The organism is Betaproteobacteria bacterium (genome assembly GCA_016194905.1).
Taxonomy (GTDB): Bacteria; Pseudomonadota; Gammaproteobacteria; order Burkholderiales; family JACQAP01; genus JACQAP01.
Window position 1 is genome coordinate 224,303 of record JACQAP010000008.1, and the last position, 23,169, is coordinate 247,471.

Consider the following 23,169-nt stretch of genomic DNA (forward strand, 5'->3'; position numbering starts at 1 on the left):
AGACATCCGACTCGAATCGCAAGCAGCGCTTCACATCTTCGGACGTTTGCGTTGACGCTCTTCCTCGCGACGGCTGTGGCGCCCCTCGAGGCCAGCGCCTGCGACAACCAGACCAATGGCTGGGTGAACGGCGCCACCAACTACTGGCACGGCGCTCTCGGCAAAACCGACTTTTGCAACAATGCGTCGGTGGGTGCCGATCGGCAGAAGGCGGCCGATTGTGCGTGGAACTTCACGATCGCCAGGTTTGGCTCCTCGCCGGACGACACCTGCGCACGGAACAAAATCGAGACATCGCCGCAGGGGAAGGCGGACCTCGATGACTTCCTGCAGAAATGGCAGGTGGCCACCGGCGCCGATTGCTCGCAGTCGTCCATCAATCTCTTCTTTCCGTACTGGCACGGTGCCCTCGGGAAAGCGGAGTTCTGCAACAACGCCGCCATTGGCCCGGATCGCAACAAGGCGAAGGAGTGTGCGTTCCAGGCGCTGGTGCGCGACAAGGGCGTGGCGCCGACTTCGTGCCTGAAGGATGCCATCGCCAATTCGACGGACGGATCCAAAGACCTCGACGACTTTGTGAAGATCTGGCAGTTGGCCAGCGGCGCCGATTGCTCGCAGGCAACCATCGACTACTTCTTTTCCTACTGGCACGGCGCCCTCGGCAAGCCCGAATACTGCAACAACGCCGCCGTCGGCCCGAATCGACAGATGGCGATCGACTGTGCGTTCCAGGCTTTGCGCGACATCGGCGTCGCCGCCAATTCCTGCCTGCGCGATGCCATTCCCAACACGCCCGCCGGAACCCAGGACCTCGACGACTTCGTGGCGAAGTGGACAGTCGCGAGCGGCGCCGATTGCTCGCAGTCGTCCATCGACTTCTTCTTCAACTACTGGCACGGCGCCCTGGGACGGGCCGACTACTGCAACAACGCGGCGATCGGCCCGGACCGGAACAAGGCGAAGGAGTGCGCGTTCCAGGCGCTGGTGCGCGACAAGGGTGTCTCGCCGACGTCGTGCCTGAAGGACGCCATCGCCGATTCGCCGAGCGGAAAAAAAGACCTCGACGATTTCGTGAGCAAGTGGCAGACGGCCAGCGGGAACGATTGCTCCCAGGCATCCATCGACTTCTTCTTCAACTACTGGCACGGCGCCCTCGGCAAGGCCGAGGTCTGCAACAACGCGGCCGTCGGACCCGATCGGATGGAGGCGCAAGACTGTGCGTTCCAGGCGCTGGTGCGCGACAAGGGCGTCTCACCGACGTCCTGCCTGCGCGATGCCATCGCCAATTCGCCGGAGGGAAAAAAAGACCTCGACGATTTCGTGCGCAAATGGACGGCGATGCAGAGCACGCGTCCACCGGGAACGGTATCGGCGAACATGACTTCGCTGACGCCTGCCGACGCGGAAGTCTGCGACCCCACCAAGGCGCTTGCGGAGAACTTCTTTCCTCCCATCGCCGCTCTCGATTGGTCGCCCACCGTACCCGGGGAGTTCAAGGTAAAGCCGATCGGCTTCACTCTACCCGGGGATCTGGTATTCGACGCCACGCAACACGTCACCAATGCGTTGGGTGCGAACGAAGGCCGGCTGCGACCCGAGTTGCGTGCGGCCGCCAAACGCGCGGACCCCCGGTTCGACTTGTGCGAATCGGCCAAGGCGTTCGCCCACGACGACACGGTGCTCGGCAGGGCATTCGCGGATCTGAGCGTGACGGGCAAGAGGTCGTTCGCGCAGTTTCGGCAAATCAAGCCAACCGAAAAAAATCTTGTCGGGTGCACCGGCAACACCCAGGCGGTGGCCAGCGCATTGAACCGGGCCTACAACGTGGCCAACGCCATTCGCTTCGCCAACTCTCCCGATCGGCGCCGGCTGGGCTGGATCGCCGTATCCGGCGAAGACGATCAACCGCATCGGCCGGTGAACGTTCCCGCAGGGGAATTCCCGCAGTACGACCTGTCGGTCACGGTCCCGGTACGGGGATACAACGGCATGCCACCCCCGCCTTCAATCACGCTGAACACGCGTTACATGATGGCGCAGCCGGCGCCCGCCGGGCTGGCGAAGCCGCCGCATGATGTCGGTCGCTTTGTGCCCGACGACCCGACACCCGTGCTGGATCCCGACGCCGAAGTGATCCTCTTTATCCACGGGATGGATTCCCGGCTCGAGGAAGCGCTCGACCTCACGCATGCGCTGCATAAAATCGGCGCAAAGAGCGGCAAGAAATACGCGGTCATCGCCATGGACCTGCCGACGAGCGGCTACGCCGACAACATCGATCACCTGCGGATCGCCTCGCTCGAGACCACCGGCGTGGCGAAGTTTCGTCCCGTGGGAGCGAGGGACGTCGAGATCACCGACCTCAAGATCTTCGACGCCGGCGCCAGGAACAACGTCCCCGTCGTCGATTTCATCGAAGACTTCATCGTGGCGTTCGTGGATAAACTCGATAGCAAGCAGCCGGGCCTGAAGCAACGGGTGCGCGCGGTCGTCGGCGGCAGCCTGGGCGGGAACATGTCGATGCGCCTCGGTCGCCGGGCGGGCAACGGGTGGATCATGAACGTCGTGCCCTGGTCCCCCGCCGCCATCTGGCCGTCGTATGTTGAGGGCTCCAACTTGATAAACCATATTGCCGTGGCGGTACCGTGGCTCTGGGCCGGCGGCGATCCCAGGATGGTCGCCGAGAGCGATGTCATGCGCCGGCTCTTCTTCTATTACGCGTTCGACTGGCGGATGGGCATGGCACGCCAGAAGCCCCAGGCGGAAGAGTGGTACCGGGACGACTGGAACTGCAAGGAAGCGCATATGTTCGGCGCACGGCTCGACCGGCACGAGACCTACGATTCCACGTTCCGGTTGTGGCACTGGCGGCTCGGTGCCGAACAACTGGTGTTCAGCCAGCAACTCATCGCGTCCGACACGAGACAGCCGCTGTACATGCAAAACACCACTCGAATGCTGCTGGCCTGCGGCTACGATGACGCGGGCGGAGATCTCTGCAAGTACGCGCGCGCTGTTGCCTGGAAGATGACCACCACGCCGGGGAAGGCCGTCTTCTTGCGCGATACCGGGCATTCGATTCACAACGAGCGACCCAACTGGCTGGCCAGAGCGATCGTCGATTTTATCGAGGGCCGATAGGGCAAAAAGCGGCGCCGATCCGTGCGGCCCGCAGCACTGAACTGCGGTGAAGTAATGCGCAATGCGGGGGTCTGGGAAATACGCAGGAAGTGCGAGGTCAGGATGAGCTGACCCCGGTCAGTCCCCAGTCCGGCCAGCGTATGGTCGGCTTATGCGTCGAAGCGTATGATTCCGCAACCCTCTTCGTGGAGTGCCCAGATAGCGCGGATCGGACGGCCGATGGCGCGCCCGCAATCCCGATCGGGCGCGATGCCCGAACTGAATTTTCTTCGTCTCTCGGAGAAGCCCATGAAACCCGTCACTCGTTGGGTACTCTTGGTTCTGGTCGTGGTGGCGATCGCCGCCATTCTTTTTGTACTCTGGCCCCAGCGCGAGAAGGCCCCGCCCGATAGCGGAGTTGCCAAACAGTCTGTCGCGCCGCCCGCTGCCCCGGTCACACCCAAGGCGGAGCCGGTAACTGCATCGGTGCTCTTCGACTTCGATCGGTCAGTGCTACGATCCGCGGAAACCCCGAAGCTCGACGAACTGACCGCCAAGTTCAAGGGCGGCGCGTTCGATCGCGTCGACGCCGTCGGCCACGCCGATCGGATCGGCTCGGACGCGTACAACCTGCGCCTTTCCGAACGGCGCGCCGAAGCGGTGCGAGCCTACCTGGTCGGCAAAGGTGTGGACGCCGGCCGCGTTCGCACCGAAGCCAAGGGGGAGAAGGAGCCCATAACCGGTGAAGCCTGCAAGAAACTGGGCGCCGAAAGGCGAAAGAACCAGAAGCTGATCGAATGCCTGCAACCCGATCGCCGCGTGGAGATCACGCTCGCAGCCACGCGCTAAGCTCACTCCGGCTCGATCGAGACTGGCGTGCCAATGGCGAGAGCGCAGCTTGCCGCCGCGCTGCCCTGGTTGATGGCCAGTTCCGCGAGGCCGTTGGAGTTTTCGTACCAGATCGCAGTGCCGGGTGGCGCGTCGGCAAAAATGCGCACGGGCTGAAAACAGCGGTCCCGCGCGCGCAGGAATGCATCCGGCGCCAGTGCTCTCGCCCGCAAGCCGGTGGCGGCATTGCCATACGGGTCCAGGTAGATGATCTCGGCCAGATCGGCGAAAGGACAAGGGGACAGACCACGATTATCTGCCAGGCTTAGCGTCGATTCCTCCTTCTCCTTCCCTTCGCCGAGGAGCTTTTTATGCGCCACCGTGCACCTGAAAGTCCGAAAGGCTCATAATCGATCGAGGCATTGGGGAAATCGTGATCTGTCTGTTTCCCCTTTTTCTTTGGAGCCGTGCAATGCGCAGAACTATTTTGATGATGCTATTGCTTGTGGTGAGCGGTGGTGCGGCCGCAGAGTGGGTGCAGGTGGGTGGAAATGAAAGCAGCACCTCCTACGCCGATCCCGCCACCATTCGCAAAACAGGCGACATGGTGAAAATGTGGAATCTGCTTGACTTCAAGACGGCCCAGGCACGTCCCTACGGAACGCCTTATCTGTCGCAGAAGACGCAACAGGAATACGACTGCAAGGAAGGGCGGGCGCGAATAATCGATTTGCTTCGTTACTCTGAAAATATGGGCACGGGCGAAATAACCTCTTCAGAGTCTGATTCCGGCAAGTGGGAGCCAGTCCCGCCTGGCACCGTAAGCGAAGCGCTGTGGGAATTGGCCTGTGACAAGCGGTAGGGGCTTGTGACTTTATCGCGGGCTATTGTGCGGCCCGCTTACTGTAATTGTTTTCCCCCTGTTAGACTTCCCGACGAATTTTCCAACAAACCCATAACTCAACATGAAACTCGAATTCAAAGGTGTGTTCCCCGCGCCCCCTACGCCGGTTGCGGAGGATGGGCGGATCAACGAGAAGGCCTTGCGTGCGCTGCTCGACGACAATATCTCGCACGGCTGCGGCGGGTTCTGGATGGCGGGCAGCACCGGCGAAGGGCCGATCCTCACCGATGAGCAACGCGACGTAGTCGCAAAAATCTCCGCGGAAACGTGCAAAGGACGGGCACTGGTCATCATGCAGGTGGGCGCCATGAGTACGGCCAGCGCGGTGAAGGCGGCACGGACCGCACGTGCGACGGGTTGCGCCGCGGTGTGCTGCCTGCCGCCGTTGTTCTTCCGGAGCAGCGAGCGCTCCATCATCGAGTACTACAAGGCCGTGGCCGACGCAGCGGGTGAACTTCCGTTTTTCGTCTACAACCTTCCGCAGCTCACGCAGATCGAGTTCCTCCCGGCGATGATGGAAAAACTGGCGCGCGAGATCCCGACGCTGAAGGGTCTCAAGCACTCGGCGCCGGATTTCACCCAGATCCGCGCGTTCGCCGACATGGGCCTTAGCTGCTTTTCCGGCAATGGGGCGTTGCCGCTGCCGGCGCTGACCATGGGCGCGGTGGGCACGATCGATGCGCCACTCTCGCTTGCGCCGTGGCACTACGCGCAGCTTTTCGCTGCATGGGAAGTCGGCAACCTGAAGCTGGCCCAGTCGCTGCAGGACGAGGTGCGCAAGTTTGTCGACCTGGTGTGGATGTTCGGTGCGCCGGCCGATGTGTGCAAGACCGTGCTCTCGGCCAGGCTCGGCGTCGATTGCGGACACTCCATCCCGCCGGTGAATCGCCTGACCGAGGAACAGCGACGCGAAGTGCTGCGTGCCGCAGAGGCGCTGGGCGTGACCATGCCGCGGCGCAGTAGGGCGGTGGGGTGATAGAGGCAGGGGCTAGGGACTAGGGGTGTCCCACTAGAACCGGTCATCGACCATAAACCCGAGTTAGCTCAGGTCTTGTTTCTCGCATCCCGATCGGTACAAGAATACGGGGCTGAGCTAAAGCAATATGCTTTGACTATTTTTTGCGTAGCCCAACAAGGACACCCCCACATATGATCGAACGCCACCTTGTGCCCGGCCAGCCAAAACCTTTCAGCCACTACTGCCACGTCGTTCGCGCCGACCGGCACGTTTGGATTTCGGGCGCGGTTGGCAGCAAGAAGGACGGGACCATCCCGGAGAGCACCGTCGATCAATTCCGTGTTGCGCTCGACAGTGTGGACGCGTGCCTGCGCCACGTCGGCGCGAAGGCCTCGCATGTCGTCAAGGTCACGATATTCATGACCGATATCTCCGAGCGCCCGTTGATCAATCCACTGCGAATCGAATACTTCGGCGAGAACCGGCCGGCCTCCACATTGGTGGAGGTGAGTGCGTTGGTCGATCCGCGGCTGAAAGTGGAAATCGAAGCCGTTGCGTATATAGACGGCTAGGAACTGGAGGGTCGAGCTTGGCGTGCTGGATAAGTAACGCAATATGCCAAGTCCGACCCGCTAAGCTTCGAACAGTGAACAGCGATGAATACGGAGCGCAAGGTACCGAAGCCGAGTTCGAGGCGGGATCGCGCGGCAGGGTGTTGCGCAATCTGCTTGGAATCCGTTCCACGCGGGAAATGGCGCGGCGCGAGTCGGAAGCGCTGCTTGCGGCTACGCAACAGCTCATCGACGACACGGACGTGGATCAACGTTTCGTCGCGGATGACATATGCCGCATGCCCCGCACATGGCTGAGCGGATGACGCGTGTGTTTCGGAAAGTAATTGCCCGCACCTTGCGGGCGCACGCCGGAATCAGGCGCGGGTGAGTCGGGACTTGCCGTTCGATTTGGTGCGAGATTTAGAAGCGGATTTGGCGGGGACACGAGAGTCCTTCGCGAATGGTGCGCAGATACCTTCGATTGCTGACGAGCTGGCGACGGACCGATACACCGATTCCTGCCGGGTGGCGGGATCGAGTAGATAGAAGTTAATGGTGGAAAGCTTCTTGCCCATAGACGAATTATAGCAGTCAATGTGAACCCCGATCTTTTCCGAGCTTTGCGCCACCGCGCAAAAGACAGTGGGGCTGGCCGGGAACGGAGAGGGTCGAACGGAGATGGGTCAGACTTGGCATGCTGGATAAATAACGCAATATGCCAAGCCTCACTCCCTCCAATAGGGGCGCTACCCGATCCGCTAAGCGGCTTTCTTGACGGTCATCTTCACTTGCATGCCGGCATGGGCCAGCATGTTGACCAGCGCATCCAGGCTGAAATCTGCGATTTTTCCCTTGAGCAAGGCGTTAAGCCTGGGCTGGGTAACGCCAAGCGTTTTGGCGGCCTGTTGCTGCGTCATGCCGCTCTCCTGCACCAGTTTTTCAATACGGATTATCAGATCGGAACGCAAGGTGAGGTTCTGTGCTTCACTTTCAGGAAAGCCCAGATCGGCGAAGACATTGCGGCTGCCTTTTTTGAGTACGGTTCGTGCCCTCATTTGTGATGAAAGGCCGTGACTGTCGGAAGAAATTCTTTGACGATTTCGAGGCTATCAGCAAGCCAGACGAGCGACTTCATCAGGGAATTATATTGGTTTCGATATAAAATGCAACGATGCCGACGAGGTAACGAGTGGGCATTCTCAGGGATAAAAGGGCCCAGACTCAGGCTTGGTATGTTGTAATCGCGATTGCGGTCCGAAAATAAAAAGCCCGGAGACATCTCGGGTAGGCAACCGAAAGCGCTTCGCGCTGCCACTGAAGACGGAGCCATTCCATCGCAATCCCACGGTGAAGGAGGCAAGCCATGAAAGTCTTCTCCCGACGCGAAGCATTGAGCGTGATCGGTGTCACGGCACTAGGTGTCGCATTTCCGGCCCTCGCAGCCGCGCAATCTCCGCGCTTGCAATCCTGGCCGCTGAAGACGCCTCGCCGCACCGGTATCCACGACGTCGCGCCTGCTCCCGATATCGGCGTCTGGTTCACCGCGCAGGCGAGCGGCCATCTCGGCTATTTCGATCCCGCGACGGGCCGCACCGAACTCATCCCGCTTGGGCCCGGCTCCGCACCGCACGGTGTCATCCAAGGGCCGGACAAGGCGGCCTGGATCACGGACGGTGGCCAGCAGGCGATCGTGCGCGTCGGCTGGCCGGATCGCGCCATCAGGTTGTTCCCGCTTCCGGAGGGCACGCCCTACGCCAACCTCAACACCTGCGCCTTCGATGGCGACGGGGATCTCTGGTTCACGGGGCAGAGCGGCGTGATTGGCAAGGTCGCGATGAAGAGCGGCAAGACCAGCGTGTGGGATGCGCCGCGCGGCCGTGGACCGTACGGCATCTGCAGCACGCCGAATGGAGACGTATGGTGGTGCTCGCTCGCGGGCTCCTTCATCGCGTCCATCGACCGCCGCACCGGGCAGTCGACCGTGGTGGAGCCTCCGACAAAGAACCAGGGCGCGCGCCGTGTCTGGGGCGACAGTCGCGGGCGCATCTGGGTGAGCGAGTGGGTGAGAGGCAACCTCTCGATGTACGATCCCGCATCAAAGAGCTGGCGCACCTTCAAGGTCCCCGGCGACAACCCGCAGGTCTACGCTGTTTACGTGGACGACCGCGATCACGTGTGGGTGAGCGAGTGGACCGGCAATGCGGTCTATCGCTTCGATCCCGCTACCGAGAAGTTCGAGCGCTTCGGGTTTCCTCGCGACGGCACGAACATTCGCCAGATCCTCGGCCGCCCTGGCGAAGTGTGGCTCCCCGAGAGCGGCACCGAGACCATCTCCGTAATCCGGACGGCGTGAGGCCGCGGTGGAATCACTGCTCGCGCGGCAATTCGGGAAGGTTATCGGCCGGACTTTGAAGAACGCTGCTTCCAATAGTCGATGAGGGCTTGGGAGGTTGGCGGTTTCCAGGCATGCGGACCGGAATCAAAAGGACCCTTGATGCCCTCAATTGCGGAAGAGGATTTCGCGGATACCCAGAGCATGACCTCCCGCACTTTTCCGGACTTGAGGTGCGGATTCGAGCGTCGGTGATCCACTCCACATGCTGCTCGATCGCAACCGGCATATTGCAAAGCACCGATGGACTGCCGGGTCCCGTCACGGTGAACAGGTTCGGGAAACCCGCTATCTGCAGACCGAGATAATTGCGCGGTCCCGCTGCCCACACTTCACTTCGATCTGGCTGGAAGGTCTATCTCCGATTGAGCATGGGCCCGGACCCGGGCGGCCATACCGGGGCCACCGTCACGCCGGAGACAACCAAGACAGGCCAGCCCGCCGTGGATAGCGCGCGCGAAGCTGCTTCCGGCGGCAGGACCGAAAACAGCGGACCACCGATCAACGGCTCCCCGCAATCCAAGAAATAATGAACTCGCAACCCGCCTACTTTTTGGCGGACTCCGTGTAGGCGAGATCCGCCATTTCTTTCTCCGCCTCGTCCGCATTCACGAGTTCCGGGATGATCCGCCCAACGAGAACACCCAGCCCCACGTAGGTTCGCACATATTTGGTTTCCCCTCCGCTCAGTGCAAACGTCACCTTCTTCTCGGTTTCGGTGGACGAGGCGACCTCATAGTTGCCAGTAGGGCGGTCGACAAAGAAGAACGAGCCACGCGTGGAGCGACCCACGACATCTCCATTCACGCGCAGATCCGCGGTGATTGCGGCCCCGAAGATGCTCTTCGTTCGATAGAAATAAATTCGGCCCTGGTCTTGGCCGAGAGCAGGAATCGTAGACTTGACTTCGCTCATCTTCGGCCCTGAGGCTGCACAGCCCGCCAAGAAGGCCATTAATACGAACAGTCCGATACAACGCAGCATTCTCACAATCGTTTCTCCTTTTTATTAGTGAAATTTCAGAGGCACCTTGTGCTTCAGCCAACTGACTGCACTTTCCCCCGGCAGAAAAAATCCGACCACCGTGTTTCCGTCCAAAAGCAGATACGCCTCGTGCACATGCGTGCCTTCGATCGTGAATACATCCTTGATCGCTTTGTACACGTCACGGCCTTCTACGGTTCCGCTCTGTTTCCAAATGGATCCGGCCCGAATAGAACGGGAATAGCCGCTCGGCAGTCGCACATCCGCATCCTCATCCACTTGAATGACCTTGCTTTGGCCATCGCCCTCCGCAGAAGGAATCAAGGTTGTCGGTTGGCGCGGGATCTCGGCCGCACAGCTTGCAAGCAAAACCATCACCACACTAAACCATAACTGTTTCACTCTTCACCTCTACGCGACCGATCGGGCTGGAAGTCGATCTGCTACCGTGAAAATGATCACGAACACTAGTCATTGGTGTATCCCGGATCGTTGGCTTGATAGCAGATTCCGGGTTCATGCGCCGCGAATAGGAATTTCAAACGCTGCTTTTCGTCGACCATCAATCTATCTGCGAGCCGTCGAGTAGTCAATCGGAGTAGCCCGGATCTCTATGACACTGGATTGCAGAGGTAGGTGGAATGTCTCACGCCGCACGGCGAATATCTTGCGTTGGGCGCCGAAGAGACGAAAAGACTTGCCGCGTATCAAGGACTGTTTGCAACCGATCCGGACGCCGAGCTGCTGCGTGAAATCCGGACTTCGACGCACGGAGGCTACGCCATCGGCAGCGAGCGCTTTCGAGAGCAGATCGAGCACGCCCTTAACCAACGTGCTACACCCCGCGGTCGCGGCAGGCCGCCCGTTACGGCGGCCGGGCGATAAGTTGCGCCGCCGACTCGACGCGCTGGCCTTGCTGCGCTACCGGGCGCGGGTAGAGCCACTCCGGATTGCGTCCGCGGCTCGCGTTGCGAGTCTGACAGCCAATTGGGCGAAGTCTCTTAGCGCGCCATGCCTTCTTTGCCAGGTGCGCGCCACGATCGGGTTCGATCCTATCCGAGCGGAGCAAGGCTCGTCGTCCACATGCCCGCATCGGTGGCACCGCCCGATGTGGAATACCGCTCTGGTTTCGTCAATCCGGATTCCCTCTGCCTGACAGTCCGTGCAGAGCGTCGTAAAGGTCGACTGCCCGCAATGCGGGCAATGAAACTCTTTCATGCTTCCTCCCTTTGAAAGCAACCGTGCGACAGAGCCAATCTATGGTCTTTTAGTAGCGAAATTTTCGGCTCGAAGAGAGCGTACCGCCGTCAGTCTTGATGAGTCAACGCCTCGGACAACACTCGCGCGCGGGGCGCTTTCCACACGAAAATCCGCAGACCATCAAAAATCGCAAGGGCTCAATAGACTGGCGGAATTTGTTAGAGCGGAGTCTAGGTCTGCCAGGGCACTGCGTCGAGCGCGACGACAATCGGCAAGTGTGCCCTCCGCCGGGGTGGCCAGCGGAGATTGCTGAACCACGCGAACCTCATCAGGCACAGACCCCTTTCAAATTCCGGACTACGCCGCGCGGGAGGGTAGGCCATTTGGGAATCCCGCGGACGTCACGAGGGTGTTGCTGGAAGCTGCAGGGAACAGGGCGGATGCGGCACTGTAAGGCCTGGGTTAATATGGGTTCCCATACAGAGAGTCGCAAATGAACGAAATCATCTTTGTGGTCGAGGAAGCGCCCGAAGGCGGGATGTCAGCCCGCTCTTTGGGAGAGTCCATCCATACACAGGCCGACAGCGTGGAGGAGTTGCACGCTCGAGTACGGGATGCCGTCCGCTGTCATTTTGAAGATGGCAAGGCGCCCAAGATGATTCGCCTTCACTTCGTGCGGGACGAAGTTATTGCGGGATGAAACTGCCTCGCGATCTTTCCGGTGCTGAACTGGCGAAAGCGCTTTCCAGAATCGGCTACCGAATTACTCGCCAGAGTGGTAGCCACCTTCGTCTAACTCTCGACACCCCTCCACGGCACCACATTACGATTCCGGCCCACGACCCGCTCAAGGTCGGAACCCTGTCAGCCATCCTTGCCGACGTCGCGGGCAATCTGAAAATAAGCCGTGAGGATTTGATCCGACAGTTGTTCGATTGAGCGAGGACGATCTCGCGGGGACTCTAAAAGTACACGACCTATTCCGCACTGCCGCTATGCGTCGCACCGTGTCGCGCGTAGCGGAGTGTTCAGCGCGTAATGAACGTAGCGAGCAGCACCAGACCCGCAATGAGCAGTGCCGCTCCAATAAATGCCACAATGATCAATCGAGCCGGGCCAATCGTTGGCGCGTCCGGCCCGTAATCGCGATTGCGGCCGATCATGAAAAGCCCGGAAACAACGATCCGTACCACTTGCAACAGAGTCGCTTTTTTCGGTACCGGCCGGGCATTGGGCTCAGCATTTCCAGGCAAGGGCGTCATGCAAATATCTTTCGCTCCTGATTTAAACGCGTTCCAGCCGGCAGTGTAGTTGAATACTGCACTGGCACGCTCACCAACGGTCACGGCGGACAATGGAATGATGGGGCCGCTGTTGATTCTAAAAGACCACGAAACCTTGCGCGCTGCCGCGCGCGCCGGTATGCCCACCGTCGAGTGCTCGCTTGATCTGGATCGTTCGACGACGACGGTCGAGGTGGGCGATGCGGGATGGATCTGGCAAGGCCGGCGATTCCCCTGGCTGGAGAATTGTAAGGACCGAACCATCTATCACTGGGATGGCGAGGCCTTTCAGCCGGTGGCGCGGTTCACAACGTCACTGATCAAGTTGGTGCCGACGCAATGGGGACCGCCGACGTTCGAAATCGACGGCATCAAGATGTTACCCACGGCGCAAGTCTCGCCTTACGCGGATGCCGAACGCAAAGTCGGATTGATTCAACCGCGCGGCAAGGTGATTTTGGACACCTGCGGCGGCCTTGGCTATTTCGCCGCGTGGTGCTTGCTGGGCCAGGCCGCGCAAGTGCTTTCCTACGAAAAGAATCCCGACGTGATCTGGCTGCGCAGCCTCAATCCCTGGTCGCCGGAGATCGGCAATGGATTGACGTTAACGCAAGGCGACATCGCCGAGCAGATCGCCACGCTGCCCAGCGGGTCGGTCGATGCGATTTTGCACGACCCGCCGCGTTTCGGAATCGCCGGTGAACTCTACTCGCAAGTCTTTTATGACCAACTGGCCAAAGTGCTCAAGCGCAAAGGCAAACTGTTTCATTACACCGGCACGCCGAACAAACTCACCAGCGGACGCGATGTGCCCAACGAAGTGGCGAAACGGTTGCGGCACGCCGGGTTTGTCGCGGAGTTGAGTGGGGATGGAGTGATGGGGGTCAAGAAGTGAACGGTGACGCGGGCCTAAACTCTCACGCCTTGGACCAGTGGTGCCACGGGTTGCATGGAATGGAGGCCATATGAACGAGAAGATCGAGGTTTTACTCAAGACGCTGGGCAACGCGTTTGCCGGAGCATCGGTCGAGCACAAGCATGCCGAGGGTCGCCACCAAATTTTCCTGACATCGCCGAACGTTGCTCATCGGGTGGACTTTCTGGATGAAGTGGTCGCAAGCAAAGACGCGAGCCACCTCAAGCGTCTCTGCAAGCAGGTTTCTGCCCACCTGCAACATGCCCCTGACGGCAAGCCCAAACATCTGCTCGTGAAAAACGACGGGATACACGAGGGGTTTTAAGGAAAGGATTCGCCATGCCACTAAGCCGTGGAAAATTCCCGAGCCTCGCCGCTGCCGGCGCGGCAAGCAGCCTGGTAGCCGAAAAATCGGTTCAGGCGCGGACAGCAGCGCCGTTCAAGGCAATCGCCTTCGATAGCTTTCCGATTTTCGATCCCCGCCCGGTGTTCCCGGGGCGCTTGCTACATTGAACAAGGCGGGCATCCGGCTGGCGATCCTGTCCAACATGACCCAGCCAATCACTGCCTGCTGTCGTCCCGAGAGGGGAGGACGATCCCGACGCTAGCTGATGCCGCCCTCCACCGAGTAGCCTTCCGCGCGCCAGCGCAGCATGCCGCCCGCGAGGTTCGCGGCATCTTTGAGCCCGGCTTGTTGCAGGATCACGGTGGCCTGTGCCGAGCGCGCGCCGGATCGGCAGACGGCAACGACCGGGCGCTCGCGGGCGAGTTCTGTGCTCCGTCTGGTCAGTTCACCGAGCGGGATCAAGACCGCGCCGCGGATATGTCCCAGCGCCCCGTTGTATTCCGACGGTTCGCGCACGTCGAGGATCTGAACCTGGTCGGCGGCTTCTTCCAGTGCTTGCGGCTGGATTTCCCAGATGCCCGCGAAGGTGTAGGTGAGCGCTGCCCAGGTCGGCGCGACGAGCGATATGTCCCCGGCCTTCGGTTGCCCGCACTTGAGGTTGGCCGGCACCGCGACATCGATCTGCTTCGGATGCGGCAGGTGCAGGTTGTCCATGTAGCCGGCGAAGTCGGCTTCGCCGATTTCACCGCCTAGGCGCGGATTGAAGCGCTGCTCCTCCGCCACGCTCGTCACCGTGAGACCACGATAGTCATGCGCTGGGTAGAGCAGACAATTCCGTGGCAGCGTGAGAATCTGGGTATGCACCGAACGGTAGAGGGCGTGCGGGTCGCCTTGCTGGAAATCCGTGCGCCCGCTGCCCCGGATCAACAGACAGTCCCCGGTGAAGGCCATGCTTTCGTCGTCGAGCACGTAGGTCAGACACCCGTTTGTGTGACCCGGCGTGGCGCGCACCTGGAGATGGCGTTTGCCGAATTCGATCTTGTCGCCTTGCGCCAGATAGCGGTCGGCCCCCTCGGCGCCACTGCTTTGCGCCGCTGCGATCCAGCTGCCGAATTGCCGCTTCAGAATCCATGCGCCCGTCACATGGTCCGCGTGGACATGGGTTTCCAGCGTGCAGTTCAGGCGCAGATCGAGTTCGCTCAACAGCGCCGCGTCCCGGCGTGCCTGCTCGAAGACCGTGTCGATCAGTACCGCCTCGCGGCTGCGGACGTCGCCGAGAAGGTAGGTATAGGTGGAGGACTGCGGGTCGAACAACTGCCTGAAAATCAGCATTCCACGCCCCGGCGCCTGAATCTGCAATCGTGTTCACGTTAATCGATGATCAGGAAAGGGACTGCTGTCGTCCCGCAAGCCGATCCCCGATCCCGAACATAGTTTAGCCTTACGGCGGCGAAGGGGCGAATTGAGTAGGGCGAAGTGATCTCCAGTCACCAGTCACCGTTCCCCCATCACCGCCACGACGAGACTGCGCGAGTGCGGCGCCTGGCGATGCTCCCAGAGGTACAGGCCCTGCCAGGTGCCCAGCATCAAACGGCCGTCCGCTGCTCGATCATCAATCTTCCTGCAACGCCGGGGCGAGGAACCGGTGAACGGAAGGCGCTGCGCCGGCGCGGCCAGCGTCGCCGCGTGTGCCGGTCAGTGCTCCCCGACCAGGCGAGCCCGCACCCAGCCGATGTGTTCGCGCAGTACGTAGAGCTGGTCCGCGAATGCAAGCGGCGTGCGCAGATTGTTCACCGACTCCTCGATGTCGTCGAGCCGCTTGAGGATTTCCTGTTCGCGCTCCGGTGTCGGGTCGGCGAGCATGTCGCGCTCGATGGCCATCAGCGCGCCGTACCATCTGTAGATGCGCGATCGCACCCGCCAGCGGTACAGCGGCGGCACGATGCGTGTGGCCGGGATCAGGATCACCACCAGCGGCACCAGCACCACCAGCATGCGGTCCACTAGGCTCGCCAGCCAGAACGGCAATTTCTTGTACAGGAAGGGCGCCCCCGAACGGTAGAAGCGCTGCGCATCCTCGCTGATCGGAAAATCACGCTCCAGCGGCGCCGGGAATTCTCCGGCCTTCCGGTACATGCCCGCGGAGCCATGAATCTCCCGCGCGGCGCCGATCAGCAGGTCCGACAGCGCAGGATGCAAGTCCGTGTGAGCGATCAGTTCAACGGTCGGGCCGACCAGTTCGACGTCGTGCGGCGGAAGATCCTGCCCCAGATCGAAGGCGCCTTCCGGCAGCGTGAGCCGCGACAGGAACTTGAGGCGCCGCATATAGCCGTCGGCCTGCCTGAAGTTCATCAGCCTGATCCCCGGCACCTTCAGCAAATCGCGTGTCACCTGGCCGCGCACCAATTCGCCCATGAGGAAAGTGGCGTCGATCTTCCCCTGCTTGAGCGCCTCGACTGCATCATCCCCGTCCAGATCCAGCAGGCGACTCGGGCCCTTGTCCATGCCGTTTGCGACCAGGAACTTCATCGCCAGCGCGTGGGTTCCGCTGCCTTGCGGGCCGACGGCGATGCGCTTGCCTTTCAACTGGAAGAGCCGATCCACCGATTCCTTGCCACGATAGAAAACCAGAACCGGCTGAACGAACACGCTGCCCAGAGACATCAGGCCGCCGGTTTCAGCGCCTTCGGTCACGCCGCCCAGCACGAATCCCACATCGGCGCGGACCTTGCCGTCCGCGAGCCGCCGCAGGTTGTCCTGCGCGCCCTCGGTTTCGACCACCTGCACTTTCACGCCGCTGCGCGCGATGATCTTCGCGTAGCGCTCGGCGGTGCTGTAGTAGCTGCTTTCCTTCGGTCCGGCGAGCATCACGATCGAATCCGGCGGCGCCGGACGGATGAATTTGACCGCCAGCCAGGCGCCGAGCGCGGTGACCAGCAGCACGGGCGCGACGATCACGAGCAGGTCCCGCCAGGAGACGGTCACCAGTTTGGCCGGCAGCCGCAGGCGGCGCAGGCGTTTGAATCTTTCGGAGTTTACTATTTCTTTTCTCCATCAATGGCGCAGATGGCAGCGTACGTGATGTCGGTCAGGCTTGCAGTGCCCACGAAATCCGGGCTACCTCGGGCCTGCAGCACCCTGTCAGAGGTACGGCTGCGCCAGGCGGACGATACCGTCCCGCAATTTGATCGGAAAGCTGCGTCCGTCGAGGTCCGCAACCGTGAGACGCCGGGCACCGGCGATCTTGGCTCCGAGCACTTTCCCGAGCCGGGAAACGAGTTCGGCCGAATAGCATTCGACTGCATATTCGAAGTTGAGGCGCAGGCTGCGGGGGTCCCAGTTCGCGGAACCGATCAGGCCCCACACGCCATCGACGAGAAACAGCTTCGAATGATCGAATGGCGGCGGGGACAGGTGCACGCGGCAGCCCCACCGTACGATCTGCGACAGTTGGGCGGTGGCGGCCCACTCGACGAAACGCAGGTTTCCGCGCGCCGGCAACAGGATGTCGACCTGCACGCCGCGCAGGGCCGCGACCCGCAGCGCGTCGATGAGCGTCGCGTCGGGCAGGAAATACGGCGTGACGATCTGGACGGACCGCGTGGCCTGGGACAGCGCACCCAGGAAGGTGATGAGCAGTGTCTCGTAATCCTCGTCGGGGCCGTCAGGGATGCCGCGGGCGAGCACTGCGCCGGCAGGCCCGATAGGAGGAAACCAGGCAGGGCCCGCAAGTTCCTCCGCGGTCGTGAATGTCCAGTCGAAAGCGAGAGCCTTCATCAACTGGCCGACCGCCGGCCCGCGAACACGGAAGTGCAAGTCCAGAACCGGTTTGTCCGGTTTCAGCCCGAGAACGCAGGCGTCGCGGATGTTGAGACCGCCGCAGAAACCGATCGTACCGTCCACGACCATCAGCTTCCGATGGTTGCGCAGATTGAAGTAGGGGTGCCGCCAGGGACTGGTAGGCGGCAGGAAGCGCGCAACCGTAATGCCGTGCGCGCGCAACGTCCGCACGATCGGTGGATGGCTGTAGCGGGCGCCGACGCCGTCGACCAGCACGCGTACGGCCACGCCTCGCTGTTCGGCCCGGGCGAGCGCGTCGATGAACCGGTCGGCGACGTGACCCCGGTCGAAGATATAGGTGGCCAGCGCGACGCTGCGCGTCGCGCCGTCGATCGCCGAGAGCATGGCCGGATAGGCTTCGTCGCCGTTTACGAGCGGGTCCACCGCATTGCCGGTCACAAGCGGTGTTCCGGTGATGGCGCCCACCAGCGTGGCAAGCGGCCGGGCAGCCGATGGAACACCGTCCGGGAGCGCGACCTCATAAGGCGATCGTACGAGCGGACCCGGAGACTCCGTCCACTGCATTTCCCGGCCGCGGCGTATCCGCCCTGCGTGGCGGCGAAGGCGGTTGATGCCGAACAGGGCGTACAAGGCCGAACCGACGACCGGTGTGAGCCACACGAGCCCCACCCATCCGATCGCTGCGCGCACATCCGGCTTGGTGAGCACGATGTGCGCGGACACGGTCGACGCGAGGATCAAATGGACCGCACTGACGAAGAGACTGACAGCCCAGGGTTCCATTTGAATCACAGCGGCGACGCGCCTGTTACGTGGGTTGCCCGCTTCAAGGTCCGTCCCTTCGCTTCATGATGCGGCAAACGCCTGGTCGGCCCGGTAAAAAATGTCCGCAGGGTATCAACGTACACGAAAACCGGAAAACCCGGGTCAGACTCGCCGTGAGAAAGGAAAATAGGGACATGTCGATCAGGAACGGTGAGTGCTGCGTGCTGCGAAAGGGCGAGAGGAAAGAGGAAAGATAAAAGAGGAAAGAGGGAAAGGGAAAAACAGAAAAAGCAGGACCGGGGGACGAGTAAAACTACGAGGCTTGAGCGCCCCAGGATCTCACTCGTCCCTCGCCCCTGTACCCGGTCGGGTGCCGTGACATCTTCCCGCAACAATGCGATCATAAATCGTGTCCGTCCGTCCCGCCCTACTGGTCATCGCCGACATCGGAGGCTATGCCGCCTTCATGAAGGCCCACAGAACAAGCCTCGTGCATGCTCAGGACGTGATGGCGCGCCTGCTGGAGGCGGTGATCGACACGGCGCCGAACCTGACACTGATCGAGATCGAAGGCGATGCCGCGTTTTTCTATGCGTGGCCGCGGGATGGCCGCGATGCCGCGTCCGCACAGATGCTTGCCGACCAGATCCTCGCCATGCATCGTGCCTTCCATGCGGTCCGCCAGACAATTTCGATGCTCAATTTTTGCCGATGCGAGGGATGCAGGGGGTCGAAGTCGCTCAAAGTGAAGTTCGTGGCACACCTGGGCGATGTCACCATGCAGCGTGTGAAGCACGTCAGCAAGCTCGCCGGGGTGGAGGTGATCCTGGTTCACCGCATGCTCAAGAATACTGTGCCGTTGCCGGAGGTCACCCGCGCTGCCCGATTCCGGGAGACCTTCGGCGTCCTCGCTCGGTCGCTGCCCTATAGGGTCGGCCTGAAGAAGCTGCGCTTTGTGCTCGGGTCGTGAAGATGGGGGGGCCCGCCCACGGGATTCCGGAGGATCCCTAAAGGGTTCCAGGGGATTCCCCAATAAGAGACGAGGGTGATGGGAAAGAGCCGTCGCAAGAGGTAAAGTAAAGCAATGGCGAGCCCGCTACTCCAGGTGAGCTGGGACCAATGCCTGCTCGAGCCCGCGCCCGATCGGCAGGCCGAGGCGATGTTGCGCCGCGAAACCGGCGCCGCCCCGGGGTGGGTACGCTATTTCCTGAGTTGTCCCTGGTTGCCCAGGGCGGCAATCCGCCTGGGGATAGACAACAAGCTGCTGGTGGACCTCGATTTCCCGACCGTCGACCTGATTGGTCTGGTAGTGAGCCAGGAGAACTCCTGTCGCTACTGCTACGCGGTCACGCGCATGGCGTTGCGCGTCCTCGGCATGAGCGAGGAACGCATGCAACAACTCGAGCAGCGCCTTGCCAGCGGCGAACTGGAGCCGAAAGCGGCCGCCGCCGTGCGCTTTGGGCGCCGCATGGCGCGCTCCACCCCGCTGGTGACGCCGCAGGATCTCGAGCCGCTGCGCGCGGCCGGATTCAGCGACATGGCGATTCGCGAGATCGCGTTCTCCGTCGCCTGCGTCGCGTTCTTCAATCGCATTTCCACCATCCCGGCGCTGCCACCGCAGTCCTGGGAGCAACTCGCCGACCGATGGTTTGTGCGCCTGTTCCGCCCGCTGTTCGCGCGCACGGCACGCGGCTGGCGCAAGCGCGGGGAGCCGACTTCGTTCGCGCGGCGCCCCGAGGGACCGTTCGCCGGGCTGCTGCTGCAGTTCGAGGGCTCGCCCATCGGTCCCGTGCTCGCTTCCGCGCTCGACGACCTGTGGGCCTCCCCCATCCTGAGCCGTCGCTCCAAGGCGCTGATGTTCGCGGTCATCGGCCGCGGTCTTGGCTGCCAGAGTTCCAGTGACGAGATAACCGGCGTCCTCGAAGCCGAGGGCCTGACGCCAGCCGACGCGGAGCAGACCCTCTCGCATCTCGGCGGCCCGGGCATGGGCGCAGACGAGGCCGCGCTGCTCGCGTTTGCTCGCGACACCATCTGGTACGAGCCGATCCAGATCCAGCGGCGCGCACGCGAGCTGCGTCAGCGGCTGTCGGCGGCGCAGTTCGTCGAGGCGGTCGGTGTCGTGGCGCTGGCGAATTCCCTGTGCCGTCTGTGCGCGGCGCTCCCGCGCCGGTCGTGAGCTACGCCTACACGCTCGTTGTGATCGTGTCGGTGGCCGCGGCCGGACTGTTCATCCGGCAGCAATATCGGCTGCGCGAGTTGCGCGCGCGCGTCGAGTCGGCCTCGGCCGAACTGCAGCGCCTGCAGCAATCCTGCGCGCTGCTCGCGCCCGCCGGCGTGGTCGAACGCCTGTTTTCCGACGGGCCGGAAAGCATCGCCGAGCACAAGGTGTTTACCGCCATGTTCACCGACCTGGTGGGCTATACGGCGCTCGCCGAGCGGCTCGATCCGAAAACGCTGGCGGGTGTGCTGAACGGCTACTTCCAGCTTGTCAGCGACAGTGTCGCCGAGCACCGTGGGCGCGTCGGCACTTTCCTCGGCGACGGCATTCTCATCTTCTTCGGCGCACTGGAGCCGAACCCCTGGCAGTGCGACGACGCGGTGCAGGCGGCGCTCGCGATCCGTGCCGGGCTCGAGCGCTACAACGCCGAACTCGATCGCACGGGATTGCCGCGCATCGCAATCGGTGTCGGCGTCCACCGCGGGCCGGGACTTGCCGGCCTCATCGGCAGCCGCGACCGGCGCGAGTACACGGTGGTCGGCCCCACATTGAACCTGGCTGCGCGCGTGCAGACGCTCACGCGCGAGCATGGCCGCGACATCCTGCTCACCGAATCGGTGCGCGAGCAGCTCGATCCGCGCTTCGAGCTGACGCCGATGCCGGCAGTGCCGGTCAAAGGTATCGCCGAGCCGGTCGTCACCTACGCCGTGCTCGGTCGGAGGGACGAACAAGTGCGAGGACTCGCGACTCGATAAACCCGTGACTGGTGACTGGAAAAAGCGGGACGCGGGCCTCGGGACTCAGGGCCAAGAAGGCGAAAAGCGGATGTCCTGGTTACCGGAGACGGCGATTTGCTCGCCTTGCGCGATGGACATGCAATCCTGACACCCGCGGAATTTGTCCGTAGGTTATGAGCAGGAAGCCATGGCTGACGCCAAACTGAGGGATCCCCCTTTGTGCTGCGCCAATCCGCTGCTTTAGCAACCGTACGCAAACCCCGAAAAAAACGCAGGCGTCGCTTCGGCCTCTCAAGGTTTTGGCCGGGCGCGCGTTTGCGTCGACGTGGGTTTCGGGCGTTCCGGCGCGCGCCGCCTATTACGCAGGCTGTCGTTGCGGTGGCCGTCGTCCTCACTCTTTGGCTTGCGTTCAATTGGGCCTATCAGGTCATCCGCAAGCCGTCGGAGCTGTTCTTTCCGGTCAGCGGCGCGCTTTACAAGACACCGTACGAGACGTGGCAGGAGTACGCCCCCATCTTTCGCGAGCATGCAACTAATACAATCACGCCCGACTTACTCGCCGCGCTCGCGCAGGTGGAAGGGTCGGGCAATCCGGTGGTGCGGACGTACTGGCGTTGGTCGTTACAGCGCAAGCCGTTCGATGTTTATCGGCCGGCGTCGAGCGCGGTCGGGATGTATCAGATCACGGATGGGACCTTCGCCGAGGCTAAGCGTTACTGCATCCATGATCACACTGTCGTCGACGATGGGCCCTGGAACGAACCGGATTCGTGCTGGTTCAACGGCCTCTACACGCGGACCGTGCCGACGCACGCCGTCGAGCTCACGTCCGCGTACCTGGATCGCGGCGTCGCGAATACGCTGAAGCGACTTCGCATCGCCAATGTGACGTTTCAGCAAAAGCAGGATCTGGCGGCCGTGATTCACTTATGCGGTGCGGGAGCGGGTGAGATTTACGCCCGGCGCCGGTTCCGACTGATTTCCGGCCAGCGCTGCGGTGATCACGATGTCCAGGCGTATGTTGCGCGAGTCAATGCGATGAAGCGGGTGTTTGTGCGCCTGGAGTGAACGGGGAACAATGAACGGCAGGCTCTGCCAGAGCCTAAGGCTTCCTGCTTTGCCTGTTCACTGATCACCGTTTACTGTTCTGCGCAGAGCCGGCAGTCGTACAAATCCGACCGCTGGATTAATAAGGGCATTATAGTGTGCGATTATTGGAGGCTTGGTCATGGCAAAGGCGGCGGCAGTCAAGAAGGCAGCGGTCATAGGGTTCGTATCACGCGAGGACTACGTCGAATTCCGCGCCGCGTGTGTCGATGGCGCGGCGCTGCCGAGTGACTATGGCGCCTTCATGAAGGACTACAACCAACAACTTCAGAGCCTGCGAGCAGAGGGGATCTCCCCCACGCAAATGCATTTCAAGCCCGCCGAATTGGTCGCCTGGTGCAAGGCCAATGGCCGTGCAGTCGACCGCAAGAGTCGCATCGAGTATGCGAACTTCCTTTTCGCAAAATTGAACTTCAAAAAATAAGGCAGCGTCCGGACGAATAAACCGCGTCATCCCGCAATTCGCCCTGACCAGATGGAGGGGGCGCTGCCTGAGCATCGATATGAGTTCCTTGCATCCCGGCCCCGGAGAAGGAAAATCATGATCACCATCCAGCATGAAGGCAGTCTGACGGTCATCGGTGTATTCGCCCGACTCGAGATCGCGGATTTCAGGCGACTCGAAGAGGAGATCGAAAGTCAGCTACGGCTTCTGGGCAAGGTCGATCTGCTGGTGGATCTGCGCGGGATGCTGGGTTACACCCTGGACGTTGCGTTCGAAGACCTCAGGTTCACCCGCGAGCACGCCCATGACGTGGGGCGCGTCGCGATTCTCAGCGAAGACCATGCCGTGGTATGGACGGCGCTGTTGTCCGAGCTTTTCGTTCGCGCGAACATCCGCGTATTCGACGACGAAACGCTTGCGCGGGAGTGGCTCGGCCCTGAAAGGAGGGTAGAGGAAAGGTGAACGGTACACGGTGATCAGTGAAGAGTAAACGGTGAACGGAGGTTCTGCCAGAGCCTGAGGCCGCAGGATCCCATCTCTCTTCACCGTTCACTGATCGCTAGATTCTGCGGCCGAGCCTATACTGCCGCGGACACGGTCGGAAAGCCGCC

29 protein-coding genes are annotated in these 23,169 nt (G+C 61.8%); 19 read left to right on the forward strand and 10 right to left on the reverse strand.

Going from position 1 to position 23,169, the window contains the following annotated elements:
• The first annotated feature begins 51 nt into the window (after nucleotides 1-51).
• Nucleotides 52-3,141 (forward strand): alpha/beta hydrolase, encoded by a 3,090-nt coding sequence (locus HY067_04515; protein ID MBI3527212.1) that lies wholly within the window; start codon nucleotides 52-54, stop codon nucleotides 3,139-3,141.
• A 288-nt stretch (nucleotides 3,142-3,429) separates the two neighbouring features.
• Nucleotides 3,430-3,969: an OmpA family protein gene (locus HY067_04520; GenBank protein ID MBI3527213.1), complete on the forward strand. Its 540-nt coding sequence runs from the start codon at nucleotides 3,430-3,432 to the stop codon at nucleotides 3,967-3,969.
• 2 nt (nucleotides 3,970-3,971) lie between these two features.
• Here HY067_04520 and HY067_04525 read toward each other — a convergent pair whose 3' ends face one another.
• Nucleotides 3,972-4,328, reverse strand: coding sequence for an SAM-dependent chlorinase/fluorinase (locus HY067_04525; GenBank protein MBI3527214.1), 357 nt, complete (start codon nucleotides 4,326-4,328; stop codon nucleotides 3,972-3,974).
• A gap of 92 nt (nucleotides 4,329-4,420) precedes the next feature.
• Between HY067_04525 and HY067_04530 the strand changes: the two genes are divergently transcribed.
• The 4 genes from HY067_04530 to HY067_04545 all read left to right on the forward strand — a co-directional run bounded on the left by HY067_04530 (nucleotide 4,421) and on the right by HY067_04545 (nucleotide 6,687).
• On the forward strand, nucleotides 4,421-4,810 hold the full coding sequence (locus HY067_04530) for a hypothetical protein (GenBank protein ID MBI3527215.1): 390 nt from the start codon (nucleotides 4,421-4,423) through the stop codon (nucleotides 4,808-4,810).
• 103 nt (nucleotides 4,811-4,913) lie between these two features.
• Nucleotides 4,914-5,828 carry a dihydrodipicolinate synthase family protein gene (locus HY067_04535; GenBank protein MBI3527216.1) on the forward strand — a complete coding sequence of 305 codons (915 nt, stop codon included), beginning with the start codon at nucleotides 4,914-4,916 and terminating at the stop codon, nucleotides 5,826-5,828.
• 173 nt (nucleotides 5,829-6,001) lie between these two features.
• Entirely contained in the window at nucleotides 6,002-6,382 is a 381-nt protein-coding gene (locus HY067_04540; GenBank protein MBI3527217.1) for a RidA family protein, read from the forward strand.
• 74 nt (nucleotides 6,383-6,456) lie between these two features.
• On the forward strand, nucleotides 6,457-6,687 hold the full coding sequence (locus HY067_04545) for a hypothetical protein (protein MBI3527218.1): 231 nt from the start codon (nucleotides 6,457-6,459) through the stop codon (nucleotides 6,685-6,687).
• Nucleotides 6,688-6,738: 51 nt separating this feature from the next.
• Here the strand turns inward: HY067_04545 and HY067_04550 are convergent, their stop codons facing one another.
• The gene (locus tag HY067_04550; protein MBI3527219.1) at nucleotides 6,739-6,939 is read right to left on the reverse strand and encodes a hypothetical protein; all 201 of its coding nucleotides are present in this window, start codon (nucleotides 6,937-6,939) and stop codon (nucleotides 6,739-6,741) included.
• 183 nt (nucleotides 6,940-7,122) lie between these two features.
• Nucleotides 7,123-7,419, reverse strand: a complete 297-nt coding sequence (locus HY067_04555) for an XRE family transcriptional regulator (GenBank protein ID MBI3527220.1) — start codon at nucleotides 7,417-7,419, stop codon at nucleotides 7,123-7,125.
• 308 nt (nucleotides 7,420-7,727) lie between these two features.
• Between HY067_04555 and HY067_04560 the strand changes: the two genes are divergently transcribed.
• On the forward strand, nucleotides 7,728-8,717 hold the full coding sequence (locus HY067_04560) for a lyase (protein ID MBI3527221.1): 990 nt from the start codon (nucleotides 7,728-7,730) through the stop codon (nucleotides 8,715-8,717).
• A gap of 410 nt (nucleotides 8,718-9,127) precedes the next feature.
• Entirely contained in the window at nucleotides 9,128-9,286 is a 159-nt protein-coding gene (locus HY067_04565; GenBank protein ID MBI3527222.1) for a hypothetical protein, read from the forward strand.
• Nucleotides 9,287-9,302: 16 nt separating this feature from the next.
• Here the strand turns inward: HY067_04565 and HY067_04570 are convergent, their stop codons facing one another.
• A complete protein-coding gene (locus HY067_04570; protein ID MBI3527223.1) occupies nucleotides 9,303-9,740 on the reverse strand; it encodes a DUF2846 domain-containing protein in 438 nt (145 codons plus the stop codon).
• 24 nt (nucleotides 9,741-9,764) lie between these two features.
• Entirely contained in the window at nucleotides 9,765-10,142 is a 378-nt protein-coding gene (locus HY067_04575) for a hypothetical protein (protein MBI3527224.1), read from the reverse strand.
• A gap of 1,291 nt (nucleotides 10,143-11,433) precedes the next feature.
• Between HY067_04575 and HY067_04580 the strand changes: the two genes are divergently transcribed.
• The gene (locus HY067_04580; GenBank protein ID MBI3527225.1) at nucleotides 11,434-11,640 is read left to right on the forward strand and encodes a 2-oxoisovalerate dehydrogenase; all 207 of its coding nucleotides are present in this window, start codon (nucleotides 11,434-11,436) and stop codon (nucleotides 11,638-11,640) included.
• Nucleotides 11,637-11,879: a type II toxin-antitoxin system HicA family toxin gene (locus tag HY067_04585; protein MBI3527226.1), complete on the forward strand. Its 243-nt coding sequence runs from the start codon at nucleotides 11,637-11,639 to the stop codon at nucleotides 11,877-11,879. The genes HY067_04580 and HY067_04585 overlap by 4 nt, the downstream gene beginning before the upstream one ends.
• Before the next feature lie 89 nt (nucleotides 11,880-11,968).
• On the opposite strand, the gene HY067_04590 is transcribed toward HY067_04585, so the two are convergent.
• Nucleotides 11,969-12,295 carry a DUF2970 domain-containing protein gene (locus tag HY067_04590; GenBank protein ID MBI3527227.1) on the reverse strand — a complete coding sequence of 109 codons (327 nt, stop codon included), beginning with the start codon at nucleotides 12,293-12,295 and terminating at the stop codon, nucleotides 11,969-11,971.
• A 7-nt stretch (nucleotides 12,296-12,302) separates the two neighbouring features.
• Here HY067_04590 and HY067_04595 point away from each other — a divergent pair, with 7 nt between their 5' ends.
• The 3 genes from HY067_04595 to HY067_04605 all read left to right on the forward strand — a co-directional run bounded on the left by HY067_04595 (nucleotide 12,303) and on the right by HY067_04605 (nucleotide 13,652).
• Nucleotides 12,303-13,118, forward strand: a complete 816-nt coding sequence (locus HY067_04595) for an SAM-dependent methyltransferase (GenBank protein ID MBI3527228.1) — start codon at nucleotides 12,303-12,305, stop codon at nucleotides 13,116-13,118.
• A gap of 70 nt (nucleotides 13,119-13,188) precedes the next feature.
• Entirely contained in the window at nucleotides 13,189-13,464 is a 276-nt protein-coding gene (locus HY067_04600; protein MBI3527229.1) for a hypothetical protein, read from the forward strand.
• Nucleotides 13,465-13,478: 14 nt separating this feature from the next.
• Nucleotides 13,479-13,652, forward strand: a complete 174-nt coding sequence (locus HY067_04605; GenBank protein MBI3527230.1) for a hypothetical protein — start codon at nucleotides 13,479-13,481, stop codon at nucleotides 13,650-13,652.
• A gap of 91 nt (nucleotides 13,653-13,743) precedes the next feature.
• Here the strand turns inward: HY067_04605 and HY067_04610 are convergent, their stop codons facing one another.
• From HY067_04610 to HY067_04625, 4 genes are all read right to left on the reverse strand, one after another.
• Nucleotides 13,744-14,814 (reverse strand): MBL fold metallo-hydrolase, encoded by a 1,071-nt coding sequence (locus HY067_04610; protein ID MBI3527231.1) that lies wholly within the window; start codon nucleotides 14,812-14,814, stop codon nucleotides 13,744-13,746.
• Nucleotides 14,815-14,979: 165 nt separating this feature from the next.
• On the reverse strand, nucleotides 14,980-15,072 hold the full coding sequence (locus HY067_04615; protein MBI3527232.1) for a hypothetical protein: 93 nt from the start codon (nucleotides 15,070-15,072) through the stop codon (nucleotides 14,980-14,982).
• Between the two features lie 108 nt (nucleotides 15,073-15,180).
• Complete coding sequence (locus tag HY067_04620; GenBank protein MBI3527233.1) at nucleotides 15,181-16,470, reverse strand: ABC transporter substrate-binding protein; 1,290 nt, start codon at nucleotides 16,468-16,470, stop codon at nucleotides 15,181-15,183.
• A gap of 156 nt (nucleotides 16,471-16,626) precedes the next feature.
• Nucleotides 16,627-18,069, reverse strand: coding sequence for a cardiolipin synthase (locus HY067_04625; GenBank protein MBI3527234.1), 1,443 nt, complete (start codon nucleotides 18,067-18,069; stop codon nucleotides 16,627-16,629).
• A gap of 391 nt (nucleotides 18,070-18,460) precedes the next feature.
• On the opposite strand from HY067_04625, the gene HY067_04630 reads away from it, so the two are divergent.
• From HY067_04630 to HY067_04655, 6 genes are all read left to right on the forward strand, one after another.
• Nucleotides 18,461-19,021: a DUF2652 domain-containing protein gene (locus HY067_04630; GenBank protein MBI3527235.1), complete on the forward strand. Its 561-nt coding sequence runs from the start codon at nucleotides 18,461-18,463 to the stop codon at nucleotides 19,019-19,021.
• A gap of 114 nt (nucleotides 19,022-19,135) precedes the next feature.
• The gene (locus HY067_04635) at nucleotides 19,136-20,227 is read left to right on the forward strand and encodes a carboxymuconolactone decarboxylase family protein (GenBank protein MBI3527236.1); all 1,092 of its coding nucleotides are present in this window, start codon (nucleotides 19,136-19,138) and stop codon (nucleotides 20,225-20,227) included.
• On the forward strand, nucleotides 20,224-21,024 hold the full coding sequence (locus HY067_04640) for an adenylate/guanylate cyclase domain-containing protein (protein ID MBI3527237.1): 801 nt from the start codon (nucleotides 20,224-20,226) through the stop codon (nucleotides 21,022-21,024). The genes HY067_04635 and HY067_04640 overlap by 4 nt, the downstream gene beginning before the upstream one ends.
• 360 nt (nucleotides 21,025-21,384) lie before the next feature.
• A complete protein-coding gene (locus tag HY067_04645) occupies nucleotides 21,385-22,074 on the forward strand; it encodes a transglycosylase SLT domain-containing protein (GenBank protein MBI3527238.1) in 690 nt (229 codons plus the stop codon).
• Between the two features lie 160 nt (nucleotides 22,075-22,234).
• Nucleotides 22,235-22,537, forward strand: a complete 303-nt coding sequence (locus tag HY067_04650) for a hypothetical protein (protein ID MBI3527239.1) — start codon at nucleotides 22,235-22,237, stop codon at nucleotides 22,535-22,537.
• Between the two features lie 117 nt (nucleotides 22,538-22,654).
• Nucleotides 22,655-23,020, forward strand: coding sequence for an STAS/SEC14 domain-containing protein (locus tag HY067_04655; protein ID MBI3527240.1), 366 nt, complete (start codon nucleotides 22,655-22,657; stop codon nucleotides 23,018-23,020).
• Nucleotides 23,021-23,169: the final 149 nt, after the last annotated feature.